This window comes from Sorangium sp. So ce321 (assembly GCF_051530195.1).
GTDB lineage: Bacteria > Myxococcota_A > Polyangia > Polyangiales > Polyangiaceae > Sorangium.
In genome coordinates this window covers 2,398,861-2,420,785 of record NZ_CP150329.1, presented here as the reverse complement: position 1 = coordinate 2,420,785, position 21,925 = coordinate 2,398,861, and the positions used below count along the sequence as shown (strand labels likewise).

The 21,925-nt window shown below is 72.9% G+C and carries 12 protein-coding genes; 5 read left to right on the top strand and 7 right to left on the bottom strand.

What is annotated here, in order from left to right; genetic code table 11:
• Positions 1–148: 148 nt before the first annotated feature.
• On the bottom strand, positions 149–1,660 hold the full coding sequence (locus WME89_RS09420; RefSeq protein ID WP_438008883.1) for a hypothetical protein: 1,512 nt from the start codon (positions 1,658–1,660) through the stop codon (positions 149–151).
• Positions 1,661–1,826: 166 nt separating this feature from the next.
• Between WME89_RS09420 and WME89_RS09415 the strand changes: the two genes are divergently transcribed.
• Both WME89_RS09415 and WME89_RS09410 read left to right on the top strand, forming a co-directional pair.
• Entirely contained in the window at positions 1,827–3,068 is a 1,242-nt protein-coding gene (locus tag WME89_RS09415) for an NAD-dependent epimerase/dehydratase family protein (protein ID WP_438008882.1), read from the top strand.
• A gap of 216 nt (positions 3,069–3,284) precedes the next feature.
• On the top strand, positions 3,285–6,233 hold the full coding sequence (locus WME89_RS09410; RefSeq protein ID WP_438008881.1) for a GAF domain-containing protein: 2,949 nt from the start codon (positions 3,285–3,287) through the stop codon (positions 6,231–6,233).
• 638 nt (positions 6,234–6,871) lie between these two features.
• Here the strand turns inward: WME89_RS09410 and WME89_RS09405 are convergent.
• Entirely contained in the window at positions 6,872–7,180 is a 309-nt protein-coding gene (locus WME89_RS09405; protein ID WP_438008880.1) for a hypothetical protein, read from the bottom strand.
• Between the two features lie 381 nt (positions 7,181–7,561).
• Here WME89_RS09405 and WME89_RS09400 point away from each other — a divergent pair, with 381 nt between their 5' ends.
• The gene (locus WME89_RS09400; RefSeq protein WP_437308771.1) at positions 7,562–7,699 is read left to right on the top strand and encodes a hypothetical protein; all 138 of its coding nucleotides are present in this window, start codon (positions 7,562–7,564) and stop codon (positions 7,697–7,699) included.
• Between the two features lie 512 nt (positions 7,700–8,211).
• Here WME89_RS09400 and WME89_RS09395 read toward each other — a convergent pair.
• From WME89_RS09395 to WME89_RS09380, 4 genes are all read right to left on the bottom strand, one after another.
• Entirely contained in the window at positions 8,212–10,356 is a 2,145-nt protein-coding gene (locus WME89_RS09395) for a response regulator (protein WP_438008879.1), read from the bottom strand.
• Positions 10,357–11,036: 680 nt separating this feature from the next.
• Positions 11,037–12,152 carry a prephenate dehydrogenase/arogenate dehydrogenase family protein gene (locus WME89_RS09390; protein WP_438008878.1) on the bottom strand — a complete coding sequence of 372 codons (1,116 nt, stop codon included), beginning with the start codon at positions 12,150–12,152 and terminating at the stop codon, positions 11,037–11,039.
• Positions 12,153–12,297: 145 nt separating this feature from the next.
• Positions 12,298–13,518 (bottom strand): serine/threonine-protein kinase, encoded by a 1,221-nt coding sequence (locus WME89_RS09385; protein ID WP_438008877.1) that lies wholly within the window; start codon positions 13,516–13,518, stop codon positions 12,298–12,300.
• Positions 13,519–13,801: 283 nt separating this feature from the next.
• On the bottom strand, positions 13,802–14,449 hold the full coding sequence (locus WME89_RS09380) for a TetR/AcrR family transcriptional regulator (RefSeq protein ID WP_438008876.1): 648 nt from the start codon (positions 14,447–14,449) through the stop codon (positions 13,802–13,804).
• Positions 14,450–14,603: 154 nt separating this feature from the next.
• Here WME89_RS09380 and WME89_RS09375 point away from each other — a divergent pair, with 154 nt between their 5' ends.
• Positions 14,604–15,680, top strand: a complete 1,077-nt coding sequence (locus WME89_RS09375) for a Rieske 2Fe-2S domain-containing protein (RefSeq protein WP_438008875.1) — start codon at positions 14,604–14,606, stop codon at positions 15,678–15,680.
• Between the two features lie 465 nt (positions 15,681–16,145).
• Positions 16,146–21,236, top strand: coding sequence for an AAA family ATPase (locus WME89_RS09370; RefSeq protein ID WP_438008874.1), 5,091 nt, complete (start codon positions 16,146–16,148; stop codon positions 21,234–21,236).
• A gap of 37 nt (positions 21,237–21,273) precedes the next feature.
• Here the strand turns inward: WME89_RS09370 and WME89_RS09365 are convergent, their stop codons facing one another.
• Positions 21,274–21,819: a cytochrome C gene (locus tag WME89_RS09365; protein ID WP_438008873.1), complete on the bottom strand. Its 546-nt coding sequence runs from the start codon at positions 21,817–21,819 to the stop codon at positions 21,274–21,276.
• Positions 21,820–21,925 lie beyond the last annotated feature (106 nt).

The window sequence follows — 21,925 nt, the reverse complement described above, 5'->3', positions numbered from 1 at the left end:
CGCGCCGGCGCCGCGCTGGATCGAGCGGCGTGCAGCCGTAAGACGCCAGCGGCCGCTCGCCGGACAGGCGATGATCGTCGAGCAGGTGCCCGCCGGGAGCGCGCGCCGCGCCGCGGGGACGCCTGGATGACCGGGCGCCCGGGCGCGGTCAGTCCGACTCCGCCAGGCGGGTCACGAACAGCGCGCCCTGCTCGCTGGAGAACTGACCGCTGCCGAGCGTGATCGTGCCGCGGAAGGACCCGGCCAGCACCGGCTGCGCCATGGGGCCCACCTCCAGCCCAGCGACCTGGACGTCCGCGCCGATGCGCTGCGTCCACCGCGCCTCTCCATCCTCGCTCAGCCCGGCCGCCCAGGCGCTGCATGACGCCGGATCGTCCGCCTCGCACAGCGCGTCGCCGGCCAGCACCACGGTGTCCTCGCTCGCCGCGACCCGGCGGGGGTTCTGCGCGTCGAAGCGCTTCACCCAGACCACGTCGCCGCCGTCGTCGAGCTTGGCGACGAACGGCCGCGGGCCGCCCGGCAGCGCGGGATCGCCGAAGACGCCGCTGCCGGAGAGCAGCGCCGCGCCGTCCGGATCCACGGCGATGTCGAACGCCATCTCGAGCTGATCCGAGGAGCCGCGGAACCGCTGGTGCCACTCGACCGCTCCGTCCTCGTCCAGCTTGGTCACGGACGTCGCCGTGCCCCGCGCGTCCTGGCTCGCGAGGATCGCGTCGCCGTCCTCGTCGACCTCGATGCCGATCTCCTCGCTGTCAGCGCCGCTCGGCGGATAGCTGACCCACGCGAAGCGGCCCGAGGCGTCGAGCCGGACGACGAAGGCGCCGATCGACCGCCGCTCGATCCGCACGCCGGCGACCGTCGCGGCCCCCTCGAGCCTGCCGAGCACGAGCGCGCCGCCGTCGCGGTCGTCGGCAGCGAGCGCCGTGCCGCTCAGGATCGCGTCCTCCTCGGGGGTGATCTGCGCCGCCCAGCGGGTGGCGCCTTCCGGGCCGAGCTTCGCGAGGAACAGGTCGGCGCCCCACGGCGACGCGGCCGTGAGCTGGCGCGCCCCGAGGTCGAGCGTGCCGGAGAAGTCGCCGAGCACGAGCGTATTGCCCCCGCTGCCCGCGGCGACGTCGATCGCGCCCTGCGCCGCGGCGTCGCCGAACCGCTTGATCCAGAGCGGATCGCCGCAGGCGTCGAGCTTCGCGACGAAGGCGTCCGACGCGCCCACGCTCACCAGCCGGGTGCCGCCGAAGGTCATCTCCCCCTCGAAGGAGCCGGCGAGCAGCGCGCGGCCCGTCTTGTCGAGCGTGAAGCCGCGCAGGGTCGCGCCGGCGCCAGCGAACTGCCGGCTGAACGGACGCCGCCGGCACGCCAGCTCGTACCGCTCGCCCCCGCCGGGCTCGCCCGCGGCGGACGCGCTCGCGCTGGGCTCGCCCGCGGCGGAAGCGCTCCCGCCGGGTCCGACCGCGGCGTCCTGACACACCCCTGCGACGTCCGCTGCCCCCGTCCCGCACATCCCGGACGGGGCTCTGTGCTCCGTGTTCGCCCCCGCCGCCTCGACGCCGCCGCGCCCCGGCTCGCCCTCCAGCACGCCATCCGCGGGCCCGGAAGCACAACCAGCTCCCCAGCCGATGACCCCGCAGAGCGCGCTGAACACCCCCAAGACAGACCGCATACCGCACTTCTCCTCTCCCGCGTCGGCGCGGGCAGGATGGAAACATTGCAGGATGTGGACCATGCACCGTCCCTCTCAAAGTTCTCCCCGGTACGCGCAATCCGGTTTTTCTCGATGCGTGCGAACTCGGCTGGGAGAGGAGGGCGCGATCGGTTACAACCGCGTCATGCCCTCCTCACGCCGCCATTTCCTCTCGATCACCGCCGCGGCCACCGCCGCGGCGGGCTCGATGGCTGTGCTCGGCTGCTCACCAGCGCCGCGGCTCAGCTCGCCCGCGCGCGCCGGTGCGGGGAGCGGTCCGGCGCGCGCGCCCGGTCCTGTCGGGCAGCCCGCAAAGCAGCCGCCCGCGACGTCCGGCGACGGCAAGAAGACGCTCCTCGTCCTCGGTGGAACAGGCTTCCTCGGGCCCGCGCTGGTCGAGGCGGCGAAGGCGCGCGGCTACACCATCACCCTCTTCAACCGTGGCAAGACGCGGCCCCACCTCTTCCCTGATATCGAGAAGCTGCACGGCGACCGGGATCCGGCCAAGGGCGACGGGCTCAAGGCCCTCACCGGCCGCCCATGGGACGCCGTCATCGACAACTCCGGCTATGTGCCGCGCATCGTCAAGGCATCGGCGGAGCTGCTCGCCCCCAGCGTGCGACAGTACGTCTTCATCTCGAGCCTGTCCGTGTACGCGAGCCACACGACCCCTGGCGCCGACGAGACGGGGCCTGTCGCGACGATGCCGGATCCAACCGTCGAGACGATGGGCAAGGAGTTCGAGAACTACGGCCCGCTCAAGGCGCTCTGCGAGCAGGCCGCCGAGGCCGCCATGCCCGGCCGGGTCACGCAGGTTCGCCCCGGCTTCATCGTGGGTCCCGAGGACCCGACCGATCGATTCACGTACTGGCCTGTCCGCGTCGCCAGGGGCGGAGAGGTCCTCGCCCCGGGCACGCCGCTCGACCCGATCCAGATCATCGATGTCCGCGACCTGGCCGAGTGGCTCGTCACCCTCGTGGACACCCGGACGACAGGCGTCTTCAACGCCGCCGGGCCCGGCGAGCCGCTCACGATGGGCGGGCTGCTCGACGCATGCAAGGCCGCCTCGGGCGCAGACGCGCGCTTCACCTGGGTCAGCGCGAAGTTCCTCGAGAAGCCGCCCGGTGAGCCGGTCGACCTGCCGATCTGGACGCCCGCAGAGGGCGAGACCAGGGCCTTTCACCTGCGCAGCGCCGAGCGCGCGCGCAAGGCAGGGCTCAAGTTCCGCTCCGTGCAGGAAACGGTGAAGGACACGCTCGCGTGGTGGAAAACACTGCCGCCCGAGCGGAATGCAAAGCCGCGGGCGGGGCTCTCACCGGAGCGCGAGGCCGAGCTGCTCAGGGCCTGGCGAGCGCAGCCAAAGAAGACCGGAGCACTGCCACCGTAGCGCACCCCTGCCCACTTATTGTAGGATGCTGATGCACGACTCCGGCGGACGTCGCGCCGCTGGAGGAGCCCGCTGCCGCGGGCGACGCCCCTCCATGGTCCCCTCCCCATCTACGATCACGAAGGAGCTCCCTGCGAGCAACGGGGCCACCGCGCGGACGCCCACGCCGCCTCCAGGCTCTCTGCAGGCGCCCCCGCGATCGCCCCGGAGATCGTGATGAAGCTCCTTTGCAAGCCAGCTGACGAGCGCTATCCAGGCGCGCAGGCGCTGAAGGTCGACGTCGACGCGTACCTGCGGCGCTGGGACGCGCGCGCGGGCACCGCCTCGTGGGACCTCGGCGCCCTCGCGGAGCCGCAGCTCCTCGACGACGGCGCCTCGAGCGCACAGCGCCCGCTCGACCGGCTGTCGCCCGCCGCGCGGCGCGCCGTGGCGCTCGGCGCCTGCATGGGCCACGAGCTCGACGCGGCCACGCTCTCGCAGCTCGCGGAGCAATCGCAGGCCGAGGTGACCGCGCTGCTCCGCGAGGCGGAGAGCGCCGGCATCCTGGCGCCGCAGCGCACCGACGATGCGCCCCAGCCCCTCGACGATGACGCGCTGCGGCTGCGCTTCCTGCACGACGGCGTGCACCAGGCCGCCTACGCCGCCCTTCCGGACGCGGAGCGGTGCGCGGTCCACCTGCGCCTCGGGCGCATGGCCGAGGCGCGCTCGCAGCGCCAGCGCTCGGACGAGGCGCTCTTCGAGGCCACGCAGCACCTGAACCTGGGCGCGCCCCTGATCGTCGAGCCGCGCGAGCGCGCGGAGCTCGCCGCGATGAACCTCACGGCCGGCCTCAAGGCGAAGGAGCGAGGCGCGCCCCCCGCGGCGGCCGGCTTCTTCGAGGCCGGGATCTCGGCGCTGCCGGACGGGAGCTTCAGGCAGGACCACGAGCTCGCCTTCTCGCTTCACGCGGAGGCCGCCGAGTGCGCGTACCTCGGCGGCCAGCTCGAGCGCGCGGAGTCGCTGCTCGACGTGCTCGCGGCGGAGGCGCGCTCGGACCTCGAGCGCGCCCGGGCGCACGAGCTGCGCATCGCCGTGTACACCACGCAGGGCCGGCTCGACCAGGCGCTGGCGCTCGGGAAGACGGCGCTCGCGATGCTCGGCGTCTACCTTCCCGAGGAGGGGCCGGCGCGGAAGGCGGCCGCGGACGCCGAGCTCGCGGCCGCGCGCGCCGCGCTCGGCACGCGCCGGCTCAAGGACCTGCTCGGCGAGCCCGAGACGTCGGACGCCCGGACGCGCGCGGCGCTCCGGCTCCTCATGTCCCTGACGCTGCCCGCCGCGTCCGTGAGCCCGCCGCTCTGCACTTTCATCGCGGCCAGGCAGGTCAACCTGTCGCTGGAGCACGGGCACGGCGGGGCCTCCCCGTACGGCTACATGGCGTACGCCTGGGTCGCCGCGCGGATGTTCCGCCGCTACGGCGAGGCCTATGAGCTCGGCGAGCTCGCGCTCGAGCTGAACGAGCGGTCCGGCCAGCACGAGCTCTCGTGCCGCCTCCGCCTCCTGCTCGGGGCGCACATCAGCGCCTTCACCAAGCACCTCCTCTCGAGCCTCGATCTCTTCAAGGAGGCCCAGGAGGCGGGGCTCCGGACGGGCGATCTCACCTACCTGGCGCAGGCGTGCGTCCACACGGCCCTGGTTCGCTTCGGGCTCGGCGACGAGTGCGAGGCGGTGCGGGCCGAGGTCGACGGGTTCCTGTCGCTGGCGCGGCGAGCGCGGGAGGAGCTCGCAATCGCGGCGCTGACCAGCGTGCGCCGCGCGCTCGACGAGCTGATGAGCCCGGCGCGCGGCGGCGCGACGCTCGCGCCGGAGAGCGGCGCCGTCCACGGTAGGCTCGATGAAGAGAAGCTCGCGGCGCCGAGCTACAGCGCCGTCGCCTTCATCCACCACGCGCTGAAGCAGCAGCTCTGCTTCCTCCACGAGGACTACGAGGGGGCGCTGCGGATGGGGTCCCTCGCCGAGGCGAAGATGCAGGGCGGGGTCGGCGATCACCTCGCGACCGAGGTCTTCTTCTACACCTGCCTCGCGCAGCTCTCGCCGGCGCTGTCGCGTGGCCGGCAGCTGAGCGCGGCCTCCCTGCCCAGCTACCGCGACCGGCTCGCGGAGTGGGCCGAGCAGTGCCCGGACAACTACCGTCACAAGCACCTCCTCGTCCGCGCCGAGTCGGCGCGCGCCGCTGGCGAGGAGCTCGCCGCGATGAAGCTCTACGATCAGGCGATCGAGGTGGCGAAGGTGAACGGGTTCGTCCGGGACGAGGCGCTCGCCAGCGAGCTCTGCGCGAAGTTCCACCTGGCGAGCGGGCGGGAGCGGATCGCCCACATCTACATGACGGACGCCCACGAGGGCTACGCGCGGTGGGGTGCCACGGCCAAGGTGCGACAGCTGTCGCGGAAGTACCCACACCTCGTGGCGCGCGTCTCGCTCCTCGGCCAGCAGAGCCGGCCGCCGGAGGCCTCGGCGCCGGCGAGCGTGGAGCGCTCCGGCTCGCTCGACGCGATGGCCGTGCTCCGCGCGTCGCGGGCCATCTGCGGGGAGCTCGTCCTCGAGCGGCTCTTCGAGCGGCTCCTCCGGGTCTTGCTGGAGAGCACGGGGGCGCGGCGCGCGGTGCTGCTCCTCGAGCGCGACGGCGCCCTGACCGTCGAGGCGGAGCGCACGATCGACCTCGAGGCGAGCCGCATCGGACCGGCGACGCCGCTCGACCCGGCGGCAGATCTCGCCGTGAGCGTCGTCCAGCACGTCGCCCAGACGCAGCAGCCGGTCGTCCTCGCCGGCACCGCCGCGGACGATCGCTTCGCGGACGACCCCTATGTGGTCGAGGCCAACGGGCGCTCGCTCCTGTGCGTCGCCATGACGCACCAGGGCCGCCTGGCGGGCGTGCTCTACATGGAGGGCGACGCGGCCGCCGGCGCCTTCCGGGCCGGCCAGGTCGAGCTCTGCGGCCTCCTCGCATCCCAGGCGGCAGTCGCCGTGCACAACGCGTTGCGCTACCGCGAGGCGCAAGAGACATCGAGCGAGCTGCGGCGCTCCAACGAGGCGCTCGCGGCAGAGGTCGCCCGGCTCGACGAGGAGCTGCGCCGGGCGAGGTGCGAGACGCCGAGCACCCAGGGCGACAAACGGGTTGAGCCCACTTGAAACGAGCAGAATTTCGCACCGCCAAGGACGCCAAGTAAGGAGACAATCTCTTGGCGGCGTGGCGGATCATTTCTCGCTCGATCAGCGTGATCGGTGTTCCAGGGCGGCGCTTCGGTGAGAAGGCGCTGAGACGCACGCTGGCTGCGCGGCTCAGGGCACCTGGGGTGGCGCTTCGACGAGAGAGAGAATTGAACCAGGACGCCGAGGACGCCGGGGGAGGAAAGAGATCGAGAGAGATCTCCGAGTCATCCCGGCGGTCTGAACGCTTTGGATGTTCCATCCCCGCGCCAGGGGGATGTGAAGCGTGAGCAGCAATGCGAAGCGGGCGCGCTGCAATGCGAAGCGCACGTATCGCGTTGCGAAATGGGCGCGCCGCCGCGCGAAAGCGGTGTAGCAGCGCGGCGCAACAGCGCAGACGCCGCCTGACGCATTGTCCGTCCATACCGGGTTGAGCCGGCGATGACGGAACCGTGAGCTGAGTTGAACGTGCTCGGGACCTCCGGGAAGGTGGAGAGACGCAACAGCATCTCCCGTCTCCCAGCCCTCCCGTGATCCCCTTCCGAGCTCAGGAAGGAGCCCTTCCCCCGCCACCCGCACTGCGGGTCTGACGGAGGAAGAGCGCTACCGCCGAGCTCGTCTCAGGCGCCGCCGCCCGCGCCGCCAGCGCCGCCGGTGCCGCCGCCCGCGCCGCCGGTGCCGCCGCCCGCGCCGCCGGTGCCGCCGCCAGCGCCGCCCTCGCCGCCGCCAGCGCCGCCCTCGCCGCCGCCAGCGCCGCCCTCGCCGCCGCCCGTGCCGCCCTCGCCGCCGGTGCCGGAGGTGGTGGTCACCGAGCTGGACGTCGTGGTGGACGTCGTCGTGCCTTCATCATCGCCGCATCCGGCGCCGATCATCATAACGGTCGCGCCAAGCAGCAGCGCGCTTGCAAAGATGCTCTTCGAAGCTTTCATGTATCGTTCTCTCCGTTGGGTTGTTCCCCCCCAAAGAATGGCTCGGTACAGCCCCGCATCGACCACTGCCCCACAGCCCGGCGGTTCACTCCACTCCGACAGCTGCGTAAAAATGTGCGCTCGCGAGCCACACGAACGCGCCATGCGCAGTGGTTCGATTACAGTATCATTGTGATTCCGTTATTGTGGATGATAGGCCACCATACTGGATTACGCAAGCTTTTTGTCTCACTGCATCATCGTTGCATGTGGGTGGCCCACCGCGAGCGCCCGACGGTCAAGCACATTCGCCGACGCGGCGAGGCGCGCGTGGACACGGGAAAAGGCGGTGCTTGACAGGGCATCCGTTATAACGGATAAACCTCCAGAGGTGAAGCCCCCATGAACCAGAGCACTGCTCGCGTGATCGACCTGGAGGAGTACCGCCGCCGCCGCGCGCTGCGCGACCAGAGCCGCGCTGTTCCGCGGATGAGCGTCGTCTGGCTCCCGATCTGGGGTTGGATCCCGGTCTGGTCATGAGGGCACGTTGCTGACCGGTGGAGATCATGTGCAAGTCCCAGGCCTGGGGCTCGCCTGGCGTGAGTCCCCGGCGCTGCGCTCGCCTTCGCGTGGATGAGGCCGCGGGGAGCTATGAAGCCAGGCGCCGACGCCTGACAACGCTGTCATGCTCGCTCACCAACAGCGGTGAGGCGGGCATGAGGCCGCTGGGCCGATGCGCCGCGGACGACAGAGAGACGTCGCTGAGGGCGGAGAGACGATTGCGCCCTCCGTTCAGGAGCGTCCTTATCCCTCCTCGCGAGCGCGGGCGCGCCCGGGAGAGACTCGATATCGATGACGACTGATTGCGACCGATCGCGACCGATCGCGGTCGGGCTCGCTCAGGCGGGATGAGCGCGCGAGACGGAGCGCCAGCGCGCTCCAGGAAGAGAAAAACGACGCTCCGTCACCCGACGGCCCTCCGTGCGCCCCCCGGGATCAGCGGAGTCGAGCGCCCGTGAGCGCTCCTCTCCCGTCGGCGCTCCCCTCGGCCGTCACGGGTTGATCTCCTCGCTCGAGCCTCGATCCCGGGCGCCGGAGAGCTCGCCGGCGCGGGCCCTGGCCGCGAGGCTCGCCACGGCGGCCACGAGCGCGGCGGGCTCGATCGGCTTCGTGGCGTGCATGTGGAAGCCGGCCTCGAGCGCGCGCTTCTGGTCCTCCTTGCGGGCGTAGGCGGTCAGCGCGAGCGCGGGCAGATCGCCGCCGGCGTGCGCCGGGCGCTGCCGGATGGCGCGGATGAGCTCGTACCCGTCCTCGCCCGGCATGGCGATGTCGCTCACGAGCACATGCGGGCGAGCCGCGACGAACGCCGCGAGCGCCTCGCTGGCCGACGCCACCGCGGTCACCTCGGCCCGATGCTGCGACAGCACCTCCTGGAGGAGCTCCCTCGCGTCCGCGTCGTCCTCGACGAGCAGGACGTGGAGCCCGCCGAGATCGGACGTGGCCTCGGAGGCGGCCAGCGCGCGCGAGCGCGCCTCCCTCAGCGGCGTGGCCAGGTGGCTGCGCTCGGCCCCGAGCAGCGGGAGCCGGACCACGAACGTCGACCCCTTCTGAAGCCCCTGGCTCTCGGCCATGACCGAGCCGTTGTGGGCCTCGACGATGTGGCGCACGAGCGACAGCCCGATGCCGAGGCCCGCGTGCGACCTGCGGCTCGTGCTGTCCGCCTGGCGGAAGCGCTCGAAGACGAAGGGCAGGAAGTCCGGCGCGATCCCCTCGCCGGTGTCGCGCACCGTGAGCTCCGCGTGGCCGCCGGCGCGCCGGAGGGAGACGAGGATGTGGTCCCCGGGGCGCGTGAACTTGAGCGCGTTGGACATGAGGTTCGAGACGACCTGCTGCAGGCGGTCCCCGTCGCCGTTCACCTCGAGCGCAGGGTCGAGCGAGACGTCGATCGTGAGCCGCTTCGCCTCGGCCGCCGGGCGGATCGCGTCGATGGCGACCTCCACGACGGACGCGAGCGCCATCGGCGCCGCGCTGATGCGCAGCTTGCCCGTCGCCACCCGGGAGACGTCGAGCAGATCCTCGATGAGCTTCGTCTGCGCGGCCACGTTGCGCTCGATGACCTCGAGGCCGTGGGACACGCGCTGCTCGTCGAACGGCTCGCTGCGCAGCAGGTGTGTCCAGCCGAGGATCGCGTTGAGCGGGCTGCGCAGCTCGTGGGAGAGCGTCGCGAGGAACTCGTCCTTCATGCGGTTCGCCTCGCGCGCCTCGGCGTGGACGCAGTTCTGGATGGCGATGGACGCGAGCTGCGCGAGCTGCACGAGGACGGTCTCGTCGTCGTCCGTGAACTCGCCGTCGTGCCGGTCCGAGAGCTGGATGCACCCGATGTTCTGGCCGTCCGCGGCCGTGAGGGGCACGGCGAGGTACCCGCGCGGCGCCGGCGTGTTCCCGCAGTCGTCCAGCCACTCCGGGTGCTGCGAGAGCTCTCGCTGCGTCATCCGGAGGGGCCGGTTCCTGCCGCACACGAACGCGGACAGCCGGCCGGCGATGGGGGGCGGCGACTCCTGCTGGAACGTCGCGTACCGCTCCGAGAGCGACACAGCGGTCCGCGCCCGCTCGCCTGGCTGCTTCTCGAGCTTCACGACCGTCATGGCCTGGTGAGCGCCGGTGACGTCGCGCGCCGCCTCCGTGATCGCGGCGACCATGGCGTCGAGCGACAGGGCCGAGTTGATCGTGAGCGCGGCGCGGTTGAGCCGCTGGAGCTGCTCCGCGTGCGCGCGCAGCGACTCCGCCTGGAGCCGGATCTGCTGCGTCTTCTTGAAGAGATCGACGAAGACAGACACCTTGGTGCGGAGGACCTCGGGGGCGAACGGGGTCATGATGTAGTCCACAGCCCCGAGCGAATAGCTGCGCTCGACATAGACGCGATCGGTGTGCGCCGTCAGGAAGATGATCGGCGTGTGCCGCGTGCTCCTCCGCTGGCGGACGAGCGTCGCGGTCTCGAAGCCATCTATCTCCGGCATGTTGATGTCGAGGAGGATGACCGCGAACTCGCCCTGAAGGAGGTTGCGGAGCGCTTCCCTGCCGGACGCCGCCTTGACGATGTTCTCGCCGAGCGGCGCGAGGACAGCCTCCAGGGAGAGGAGCTGCTCGGGCCTGTCGTCAACGACCAGGATGTTGACCCTGCCTACTTCTGCCCTCATCCCGCGTCTCCTTGCCCCCTGCCGCGACGTCAGCGCCGTCGCCAGCCTCGCAGCATCCTCAGGAAGTCTTCTCTGTCCACCGCTTTCGGGCGGGCCCTGACGCGCCGGCGTTAAGGCTCCGCCCGAGGAGACTAAGGGAGCCAATGTCGCCTCATGGGCGCCACGCGCGATCGCGGCGCGCGCGCCCCTCGAGGGCGGCGAGCGTGGCCACCGCGCGCGCGCGGCGACGCCCCGCCGCAGGTGCCCGGGTGCACAGGCGCCGCCTCCCCGGCCCTGCTGCCCCCGCTCCCGGAAAGCTCGGACCTCTCGGCGAGGCCGCTCCGTTGATCCATTTCAGCCCTCCCTGAACCGCACTGACGAGCCTGTATCGTAATCGAGCCGCTCTCGTACCTGCGACCCAGGGCTCACCTGCAGTGCCAATGAGGGGGCTCCTGATGCTGCTGCATGATCCCCGCACAGGAACCCTACACCGAAGCGCGTCCGCGTGGAAAGAGGAATTCTACACCTCACCGGGTGAGCGCCGATTCCCGGAGAGGCCGTGAGGAAGATCGCGAATCAGAGAGACCACGAAACCAACACGAAAAGACGCAGAGTTCGAGGGGCTCCGCCGACACCCTGCGTGTCGCTCGTGTTTCGGCGGTGCGGAGTTTCTCTCTGGCGCTGCGCCTCGCGCGCCGACGCTAGGGGGACGAGCGGCGCTCCTGCAGGGAGCGCGAGTGCCGGAGGATGACCTCGAAGACCTCGGCGACGCCGTCGGGGTCGAGGCCGAGCTCGGCGGCGCAGCGGCGGCGCGACTCCATGAGCCGCGCCTCGCGCACGGGATCCCGGACCGCGGCGCCGATCGTGGCCTTGGCGCGCGCGGCGCGCTGGACGAGCTCGGAGCGCCGCGCGAGCAGGCCGACGAGCTCCAGGTCGAGGTCGTCGATGAGCTCCCGCGTCTCGCGGAGCTCGGGGGAGAGCGAGCCGAGGTCGGGGATCGCGAGCGCGGCGATGTCCTCGGGCGCGGCGTCCTCGGTCGGGACGTCGAGGGTACGGTCGATGGAGACGAGCGCGTTGATAAGCCGGCGGCGCGCCTCGCCCGCGAAGGGGTTCTCGCGGTGCAGCGCCGCGAACAGGTGCCCCGCGTCGACGCGCACCGTCTCGATCGTGTGCGCGATGCCCTGGAACGAGGGCGGCGCGTAAGGCGCGCCGGCCGGCACGCCCGCGTCCAGCATGCCCTTGGCGATGAAGAACGCGAGCGCGTGCGTGAAGGCCATCACCCGGTCGTGCTCCTCCGGGGCCTGCTCCAGCACCTGGCAGCCGATCCGCTCGAACAGCGCGACGACGCGGCGCGCCGCGTCCGGGTGCGCCGGGTTCGGGCACACGACGGCGCGCAGCGGGCGCTCGCCGCGGGCGAGGCTCGCCGGGCCGAACAGCGGGTGCGTCGCCACCCACGGCTGCTGCGCGCCGAGCAGCTCGGCCATGGCCCGCGCCGGCACGGTCTTCACGCTGCCCACGTCGGCGACCACCTGCCCCGGCGCGAGGTGCGGCCGCAGCGACCCGAGCGCCTCGCGCATCGCCGGCACCGGGACGGCGACGAGGACGAGGTCCGCGCCCGCCACGAGCTCCGGGAGCGAGGCGGCCCGCGCGGCGCCGTGGATCTCGGCGCCTGGATCATACGCGCGCACCGCGATCCCTGCGTCGCGCAGCAGCGACCCGAGCGCCGCGCCGAAGCGGCCATAGCCGAGGAAAGCGACCTTGCCGATGCGCGCGGGCGGAGCGGAAGCGCCCCCATCGTGTGGGAGGGAATGCGGCATGCGGCCGATATTACGACAGCCGCTCTGCGCCGATGCGACGTTTTCTCGGCGCGGTCGCGAGGGGGCCCGCGCCCGCGGGCGGCGCGACCGCTCTCCGGACTCTCCATGCCGCGACGCGCTCCGGGGCCCGCGGCGACAGCGCCCCTCAGCGAGGAGCGGTCTGCGTCGACGCGGCGGCCTCCGGGCGCGCCGCGGGCCGGTCGCCGCGGGCCCCAGAGCGCGCCGCGGCCGCGCCGACGATGGCGAGGAGCGACGCGAGGGCCGCGATCAGCGCGACGCGCGCCGCGCTGTTCCCATGGCCCGGCGCGGCCTGCTGGGAGGGCCGCGAGGGCGCCGGCGTGCGCGGCGCGGCGCCCCGCTGCGGAAGGCCGTCCTGCAGGAGGCGCAGCGCCGGGCGCGGCCTCGCGTTGAGCCCGAGCCCGATCGTCGGGAGCGAGGCGCGGGGGCGCGGCGGGAGCGTCGCGCCGAGGATCCGCGTGGCGCGCTCCGCGTGGCCCTGGCTGGCCGCGGACGCGTACGGGGCGAGCGCGAGCGCCAGCTCGGCCACGCTCGCCGGCCGCCGCGCCGGGTCCTTCTCGAGGCAGCCGAGCAGCGCGCGCTCGACGGCGGGCGGAATGTCGTACCGGAGCGCGCTCGGCAGCGGCGGCTCCGCGCCCGCGACGCGCGGCGTGAGGTCGGCCAGCGAGCGCGCCTCGAACGGCGGCTGCCCCGTCAGGAGCCGGTAGAGGACCGCGCCGAGCGCCCAGATGTCGGCGCGGGCATCGACGAGGCGCGACGGCCGCAGCTGCTCCGGCGCCCTGTAGAGGGGAGCGCCGGCCGCCTCCTCGGGCTGCGCCAGCGAGCCGCCGTCGCCCTCGCTCGCGCCGGGCAGCTCGCTGAAGAGGCCGAGATCGAGCACCTTGACGAGCGTCGCGCCGTCGGGGGTCGTGGTGAGGAACAGGCTCGCCGGCGTGAGGTCGCCGTGCACGAGGCCGGCGGCGTGGGCCTCGGCCAGCGCCACGCAGGCCTGCAGCACGTAGTCGATGGCCTCCGAGAGCTCGAGCTGGCCGCGCTCGCGGAGCAGCTCGGCGAGGTCTCGCCCGTCGAGGTGCTCCGTGACGGCGTACGGGACGCCCGAGTCGAGCTGGCCGACGTCGAGCACCCGCGCGATGTGCTCGCCCTTGAGCCGCGACGCCGCGCCCGCGTCCCGGAGGAACCGCTCGGCGCGCGCCGGGCTGCGGTCGCCGAGCAGCAGCTTGACCGCGACCCGCTGCGGAGGGGCGAGGTGGCTGGCGTCGACCACCATCCCCGTGCCGCCGCTGCCAAGGATCCGGTCGACCCGGTACTTCCCAGCGATCACGTCCCCCGCGACGACAGGTGCGTTCATCAAAGCTCCCCGCAGCGCGCACCGGCTCAGGGGCAGCCGCCCACCCCCCCCGGACGTGCGTGGGTACATCCTAGCATCTTCGCTCGATCGATTGGCGATCCTCGCGCGCCGGCGCGCGACGTCGCGCCGCTCAAGCCCGCTCGCGCAAGCGAGGTCGACAGCGGCCGGGAGCGCGCCGCATTGCCGCCAGGGCGCGCCGGTTCTCGTCGGTCTGTCGCCTCGTCGGTCTGTCGCCTCGTCGTCCTGCCTGCTCCGATGCGGTCTCGTGTCTGCTCCGATGCGGTCATGTCTGCGCGGCGGGAGGGACCTTTGCGCTGAACGCCCGGAGGAAAGCGTCGAGGTGCGTGGCGGCGAACGCGTCGAGGTCGAGCGGCCTGCACACCCGCCCGCCGAGCGGCCCCTGATGGAGCAGCGCGAGAAGGAGCGGGCCCAGCAGCGCGAGCGCCGCGTGCCGCAGGTCGCACGGCGCGAGCTCGCCGGCAGCGACGTGCCGCGCGAGGCGCGCCTCCGCGGCCTTGAGCGTCGGCTCGAGCAGCTCGTTCACGTAGGCGGGGCCGAGGGCGGCGTCGCCGAGGCCCGCGGCGAGGCCGAGCGCGTGCAGCCGGCTCAGCGGCCCGCGGCGGAAACCCTCGATGACCTGGGCGAGCAGCCACCCGAGCGAGCGCGGCAGCGGATCGAGCGGCCCGGTGGCGACCTCGACGAGATAGCGCAGCCCGTCGCCGTGCGCGCGCGCGAGCGCCGCCGCCACGACCCCCTCACGCCCGCCGAAGTAGTGGCGCATCGTCGCGACGCTCACCCCGGCCGCCGCCGCGAGCTCGCGCAGGCTCGCCCCGGCGCCGCCGGGCTCCATCAGCCGCGCGAGCGCGGATCGCGCGAGCTGCTCCCGCGTGGCCTCGAAATCCGGGTTCCGGCTCCCGGCAGGTCGCCCCATGAGGGGAACATTCTACAGGACGATCTACGGATCACGCGGGGAGAGCGGCCCTGAGCGCCATTGTACGCCGCCCGGCCCAGCTCCTGCCGGGCCAGTTTGACCTCGCCCGGATATAAAATATACTGTTTGATATAATAAACCTCCGGAGGTGGTCATGTTCGAGGGGTTCGCGCGGGTGTGGACGCCAGTCGAGGTCGCCGGGCGGCTCGGGAGCAAGCCGCTGGCCGTCCGGGTCGCCGGCGAGGACGTGGTGCTGTTCCGCGGCGCCGGCGGCCGCGCGGCGGCGCTCGTCGACCGGTGCCCGCACCGGGGGGTGGCGCTCTCGCTGGGGCGCGTGGGGCAGGACGGGTGCATCGAGTGCCCGTTCCACGGCTGGCGCTTCGACGGCGCGGGGGCGTGCCGCGAGATCCCGCTCAGCGACGTGCCGCCGGAGAAGCGGGGGCGCCACGCGGCGACGGCGCTCCCGGTCCGGGAGCTCGGGGGCCTGCTCTGGCTGTTCACCGGGCCGGACGCCGAGGGCGAGGGAGAGCCGCACGTCCCTGACGGGCTGCTCGATCCACGGCTGTCGCGCTCGGTCCACGCGCAGGACTGGAGCACCCACTGGACGCGGGCCATGGAGAACATGCTCGACTTCCCTCACCTGCCCTTCGTCCACCGCTCGACGATCGGGCGCGACATGCGCCGCGCGCTCCGCCCCGGCTCGGTGATGCACGTCGACACAGCGGAGACGCCCTCCGGGATGCAGGTCCACGCGTGGCTCGACGACCAGGAGCAGAAGGGGGTCCGCCTCGACTGGGTGCGCCCGAACGGCATGGTCCTCCGGATCAACATCCCCGGTCGAGATCTCCGGATACACGTGTTCTGCACTCCCATCGACGCGGCGCGGACACGGATGCTGCTGATCACGACGCGCGACTTCGGCCGCTATAACCCGCTGATGCGCCTCTCTGCCCTGTTCAACCGGCGCATCCTCCTGGAGGACCGCGCCGTGGTCGAGTCGTCCCGCCCCGCCGAGGTGCCCGAGGCCCACGAGGAGGTCAGCGTCGCGACGGACCGCGCGACGCTCGTCTTCCGCCGCTATTATCACCGGGAGCTCAGGGGATCGCGCGCCGACAGGCCCCCGACAGGCCACCTGCAGGCCGCCAGCGCGCCGCCAGAAGGCCGGCTGGACGGCGTGGTGCCCGCCGCGTCGCTCGCGAGGAGGAAGAAGGACGCTATCCACACGGCGTGAGGCGACACGGCGTGAGGCGACGCGGAATGCGTGCACGCGAGTCGACACCTGCCAGGCGGGCGCCTGCGCCAGCGGGAGCCCGATCGCGTGCGCCGCGCCCGACAGCTGCCATGTCGCCTCGTGCGACCCCACGACCGGCGGGTGCGTCGTCGCGCCCGTCCCCGACGGCGCCGCCTGCGAGGTGGACGGCCGCAATCGCCGGCCTCGGACTGCTCCTCGCCTCGCCCCGCAGACGTACGAGCAGCGCCACCCGCGCCGCGTGACCCGCCCGCCCGGCAGCCCCGGGCGCCCCACCAACGCGCGCTCGGCCGCTCAGCGCGCTCAGCGCACATCGATGCGCTGAGAATGCCCCCATCAGGCGCATCAACCCACGTTCCTGCCCCGTCGCGAGGGTGAGGACTTTCCAGCTCGCACGCTCACGCATCTTGCTCTATATCCTCAAGGGCCGCGCGAGGGGGGACGCGTATGACTCGGGTGGAAGCGACGGAGGTCCACCGTTGCGGCCGCTTCCTGCTCCGCAGGCAGACGATCGCTGGCAGGACGGTCGTGGAGAAGAGCGCCCGGGGGAGCCCTCCGTCCCAGGGCGCGGCGGCGCTCCTGCTCCGGGAGCACGCCTTCCTGCGCCGGCTCGACGTGCCGGGGGTCGCGCGGCCGCTCACGCTGGAAGGCCCGGCGGGCGCGCCCGTGCTCGTCGTCGAGGACGCAGGCCCCGAGGACCTCGAGCGGCGGCTCGCCCGGGGGCCGCTCACGCTGGACGCGTTCTTCGACGTCGCCATCGCGCTCGCCGATACATGCGCGCGCATCCACGCGAGCGGCGTGGTTCACCGCGCGCTCGCCCCGAGTCACGTCGTCCTCGGCGCGGAAGGGCAGATCACCCTCGTCCATTTCGTGGACGCCGCCGAGCTCACGAGCGCGCCCGGAGCCGTGGAGGTCGAGCTCGAGAAGCTGAAGGCGCTCCCCTTCATGTCCCCCGAGCAGCTCGGGCGCACGGGCCGGTTCATCGACGCGCGCTCGGACCTCTACGCGCTGGGCGCGACCTTCTACGCCATGCTCATCGGCGCGCCGCCGTTCCAGGACCTGGATCCGCTCGCGCTCGTGCACGCCCACGTGGCGAGGAGCCCCGTGCCCGCGCACATGGTGAGCCCCTACGTCCCGGTGGCGCTCTCCGAGCTCGTGCAGCGGCTCCTCGCCAAGATGCCGGAGCTGCGGTACCAGAGCGCCGAGTGCCTCGCAGAGGACCTGCGCGAGGCGCGGAGGCGATGGCGCTCCACGGGCGACATCGAGCCGTTCGAGCTCGGCTGCCTCGACCTCGCGCGGCGGCTCCCGCTGCCCGACCGCTTGTTCGGGCGCGCGCGCGAGCTCGCCGCGCTGAACGGCGCGCTCGCCCGCGCGTCGGAGGGCCGGACCGAGCTCGCGCTGGTGACCGGAGAGGCGGGCATCGGGAAGACCGCCCTCGTCAAGACGCTGCAGTGTGCGGTCGCCGAGCAAGGTGGGCGGTTCATCGAGGGGAAGTTCGATCTGCGCGCCGCCAACGTACCCTACGCCTCGCTGGCGGAGGCGCTCCGCACGCTCGCGTCCGCGCTCCGCGCCGAGCCGGAGGACAGCCTCGCGCAGCTCAGGGACGCGGCGAGCGCGCCGTACCGCGCGCTCACCGAGCTCTGCCCGGAGCTCGCCGACCTCCTCGCGGAGGCGCCCGAGCTGCCCGCCGTGGATCCGATGCGCGCGGAGAGCCGCTTCCTGCTCGCGATCCAGAACTTCGTGCGGGCGGTGGCCAGCCAGCGGCCGCCGCTCGCGATCTTCCTCGACGATCTCCAGTGGACGGACGCCGCGTCGCTCCGCGTCCTGCGCGCCCTGGCCGCAGATCCAGGCAGCCGGCACGTGCTGCTGATCGCCGCGTACCGGCCGAGCGAAGCAGGCATCGCGCACCGGCTCCGCGGAACACTGGAGGAGCTCCGGCAAGCCCAGATCCCGATCACCCGCCTCCCGCTCGGCCCGCTCGACGCCGAGACGATCGTCGCGCTGCTCGCCGACGCGCTCCGCTGCGAGCCGGCGCGAGCGCAGCCGCTCGCGGCGCTCATCCTCGCCAAGACCGCGGGCAACCCCTTCTTCATTCGACAGCTCCTCCGATCGCTCCAGGAGAAACGGCTGCTCCTCTTCGACGCGAGCCGCTCGACATGGACATGGGACCTCGGCCGGATCGAGCGGGTCGGGGCGACCGACAACGTGGTCCAGCTGATGACGGAGTCCGTCCGCAAGCTGCCCGACGAGGCGCAGGAGCTCCTGCAGATCGCCGCGTGCATCGGCAAGCGCGCGCAGCTCAGGGTCGTCGCGGCGCTGTCAGGGCGATCCATCGACGAGACGATCGCGTCGCTCGGCCAGCCGCTCCGCGATGGCCTCATCTGCCCGGACGGCGCGCGCGCGCATGGCGCGGAGCTCGCGGTCCGGTTCGCCCACGATCGCGTCCAGCAGGCGGCCTACGAGCTCGTGCCGCAGGAGCGGCGGAGGCAGCTGCACCTGGATATCGGCCGCTTCCTCGAGGCCTCCTCCGGCGACAGGGCGGAGGGCGCGCTGTTCGACGCCGCGGACCACCTGAACCTCGGCTCGGCGCTGCTCGACGCGGAGCAGCGGGCCGACCTCGCGCGGCTGAACCACCGCGCCGGCCTCAAGGCGCGCCGCGCCGCGGCCTACGGCCCGGCGCTCGCGTACTTCCGCAGCGGCCTCCGGCTGCTGCCGGAGAACGCCGCTCGATCGTGCTACGGGCTCTGGTTCTCCCTGCACCGCGACGCGGCGGAGTGCGCGGCGCTGACGGATCAGCACGCCATGGCCCGCGCGCTCGTGGACGAGGGGCTCCGCCACGCGACGTCGATCCCCGAGAAGGTCGATCTGGAGACGATCCGGATCATGAGCGCGACGATCACCGGCGAGCACGAGCTGGCGCTCGGCTGGGGACGCGACGCGCTGCGCGCGGACTTCGGGGTCGAGCTGCCCGCGGCGGATCTCGACGGGGCGATCGCGGCGCAGCGATGGGCCATCGCCGGGAACCTCGCGGCGCGCTCGCCCGAGTCGCTCGTCGACCTCCCCCGCGTGACCAGGCCAGAGGAGCGGGCTTACATGAAGCTCCTCGGCGAGATGGTGGCCCCTGCGTGGTTCGCCGACCGGAAGCGGCTCGTGCTCGTCACCTCCCTCGGTGTCCACTTCGCGCTGGAGCACGGCAACTCGAGCGAGTCGATCCTCTCCTACGCAGGGCACGCGATGCTCCTGGCGGCCGAGGGCGAGCTCCAGGGCGCCCAGGGCTTCGGCCGGCTCGCCGTGGAGCTCGCGCGGAGGTTCGAGGATCACGCCCAGGAGACGATCGCCCGGTACATGTACAACGAGTTCGTTCACCCGTGGGTCGCGCCGCTCGCCTCGAGCGCTGGGCCGTTCCGCGAGCTCATCGCCCTCGGCGTGTCGTCCGGCGAGCTCCGCTTCGCCGCCTACGCGCACACCGGGCTCGTGGAGCACTCGTTCGCCGCAGGGGTGGAGCTCGATCGCTTGCTGGTGGATCTGAACGACGCGCTCGCGTTCAGCCGGCAGACTGGCAACAAATCGACGCTCCTCCACCAGCTCGCCTACCGGCAGACCATCCGGTGCCTCAAGGGGCTGACGAAGAGCCGGAGCCTTGCCGATGACGCCGAGTTCGACGAGCGGGCCTTCCTCGAGGCGGCGCAGGGGGAATCGCCGGCGAAGTGCGTGTATCACACCCTGCGCCTCCAGGCGTCTTACCTGTACCGGGACCTGGCCCAGGCCACCGCGCACTCCGACGCGGCGGTCCCGTACATGCACTTCCTCGGCGGATACATCCCCGAGTGCCAGCACGCGCTGTTCACCGCGCTCACGCTGCTGTGGCGGTGCGACGAGTCCGACGAGGGAGAGAGGGCGGCGCTGCTCGCGCGCGTGGCCGACCTGCAGCGCGTCCTGCGAAGGTGGGAGTCGGGCTGCGCGGAGAACTTCCGCCCGAGGCGCCTCCTCGTCGACGCGGAGGTCGCCCGCGTCGAGCGCAAGTTCGAGCTCGCCGGTGCGCGATACGACGAGGCCATCGACGAGGCGGCGCGCGCGGGGTTCATCCACCTGGCGGCGCTCGGCAACGAGCTGGCCGGACGCTTCTACCATGGGCTCGGGCGGGCGCGGATCGCGGCCCTCTACCTGCGCGCCGCGCGGCAGGGGTTCGCCCGCTGGGGGGCCTCGGAGAAGGCCCGCGCGCTCACGGACGAGTTCAGGCTCCACGGGCCCAGCGAGGAGCCCGAGCTCGTCGAGGAGCGGCTGCCGGCGGTCGCCCTCGACGCGCTCAGCCTGCTCAAGGCGGCCGAGACCCTCTCCGGCGAGATCGTCCTCGATCGGCTGCTCGAGAAGCTCCTCGGCGTCTGCCTGGAGGCCGCCGGCGCGCAGCGCGGGGCGCTCGTGCTCGAGGAAGAGGGGGAGCTCTTCGTGCGGGCCCTGGGGTCGGTCGCGGCCCCGGTCTCCATCGAGCGCACGCCGCTCTCCCGGTCGTGCGAGGTCCCGCGGCGGGTCGTCGAGCACACGCACAGGGCGCGGGAGACCCTCGTGCTCGACGACGCGGCCTGCGAGCCGGAGCGCGATCGCGATCCGCGCTTCGCCGAGGGCGGGTCGAGGTCGGTCCTGGTCCTGCCCATCCAGCGGAAGGAGGCGCGGCTCGGGGTGGTCTACCTCGAGAACAACCTCACCACGCGCGCCTTCACGCGCGACCGCGTGCACGTGCTGGAGCTCCTCTCGGGCCAGATCGCGATCGCCCTGGAGAACGCCCGCCTCTACCGCGAGGCGCAGCACGCGGTCCGCGTCCGCGACGACTTCCTCAGCATCGCGTCGCACGAGCTCAGGACGCCCGTCACCTCCCTGCGCCTCGGTCTCCAGGCGCTGATCCGCCGGGGCGACCACGGATCCGAGGAGCGCCTCGCGCGCGCCCTGCACCGGATCGACAGGCAGGTGCAGCGGCTCATGCGGCTGGTCGACGATCTGCTGGACGTCTCGCAGCTCCACACCGGCCGGCTGGAGCTGCACGTCGAGCCGGTCGACCTCGCGGAGGCCGTGGCCGAGGTCCTGGAGCGGCTCGGCGGCCGCATCGCGCAGTCGGGCTCGCCCGTGAGCGTGCGCGCGGAGCCGTGCGTCGTGGGCTCGTGGGACAGGAGCAGGCTGGAGCAGGTGATCTCGAACCTGCTCGACAACGCGCTCAAGTTCGGCGGGGGCAAGCCGATCGAGATCACCGTCGCGCGCCAGGACGGCACGGCAGAGCTCGCGGTGCACGATCAGGGCATCGGCATCCCGGCCGAGCGGCTGCCGCACGTGTTCGAGCGGTTCGAGCGCGCCGTGTCGAGCCGCCATTTCGGGGGGCTCGGGCTCGGGCTCCACGTGGTGAAGAGCATCGTGGAGGCGCTCGGCGGGGCGGTGAGCGCGGAGAGCCGGCCGGGCGAGGGCTCGCTGTTCACGGTGGAGCTGCCCTGCGAACCGCCGGCAGCGACGCCGCGCGCGACGCCGTCGTCGCTCGGCGGCGCGCGCCCCTGAGGCGAGCGGCCGTGAGGCGAGCGGCCGAGGGAGGGTGCTACGGCCTCGCGGCCGGTTGCTGCGGGACGAACAGGATGTACGGCGTCGTGGGCTCCTCGCCCGGCGGCACCGGCTGCGGCGCGCGGGCGCCCTTCTCGCCGAGGCTCCGGATGAAGCGGTACATCGCCACGAGGTCGCGCTCGTGCATGGTCGTGTAGTTCAGCCAGGGCATCGGCGGGCGCCCGGCGGCCGCGCGGAACATCTGCACCCAGGCCTCCTCGCTGAGGTTCTGGACGGAGATCCGGAGGTTCGCCGCGTAGCTCGTCCCCCACGGACCTCGGTAGCCGACGTCGTTGCCCGTCAGCCACTCCGAGGCCGGCAGCCTGCCGCTCGAGCGGTCCCAGCCGACCGTGTGGCAGTCGTTGCACCCCCCCACGAGGATCAGGTAGCGGCCGGCCTCCTCCGGGCTGGACGCCTGCACGTACGGCGAGGCCTCCGGCTGGGCGAAGGCCGCACACCCGATCATCGCCGCCAGGGCCGCGCCCGGCAGCCCGCGTACAGCCCAGCTCGCCGCGCGAGGCCGCGCGGCGGCGGAGCCGGTCAAGTCAGCTCGCGTTTCGCTCCCCATTCCAACCATTCTATCCGGAGTGCAGCGCGTGTGCCGAGCAGCGATGCCGCGCGCGGCAGAATGCGCTCTTCCGCGCGTCCGG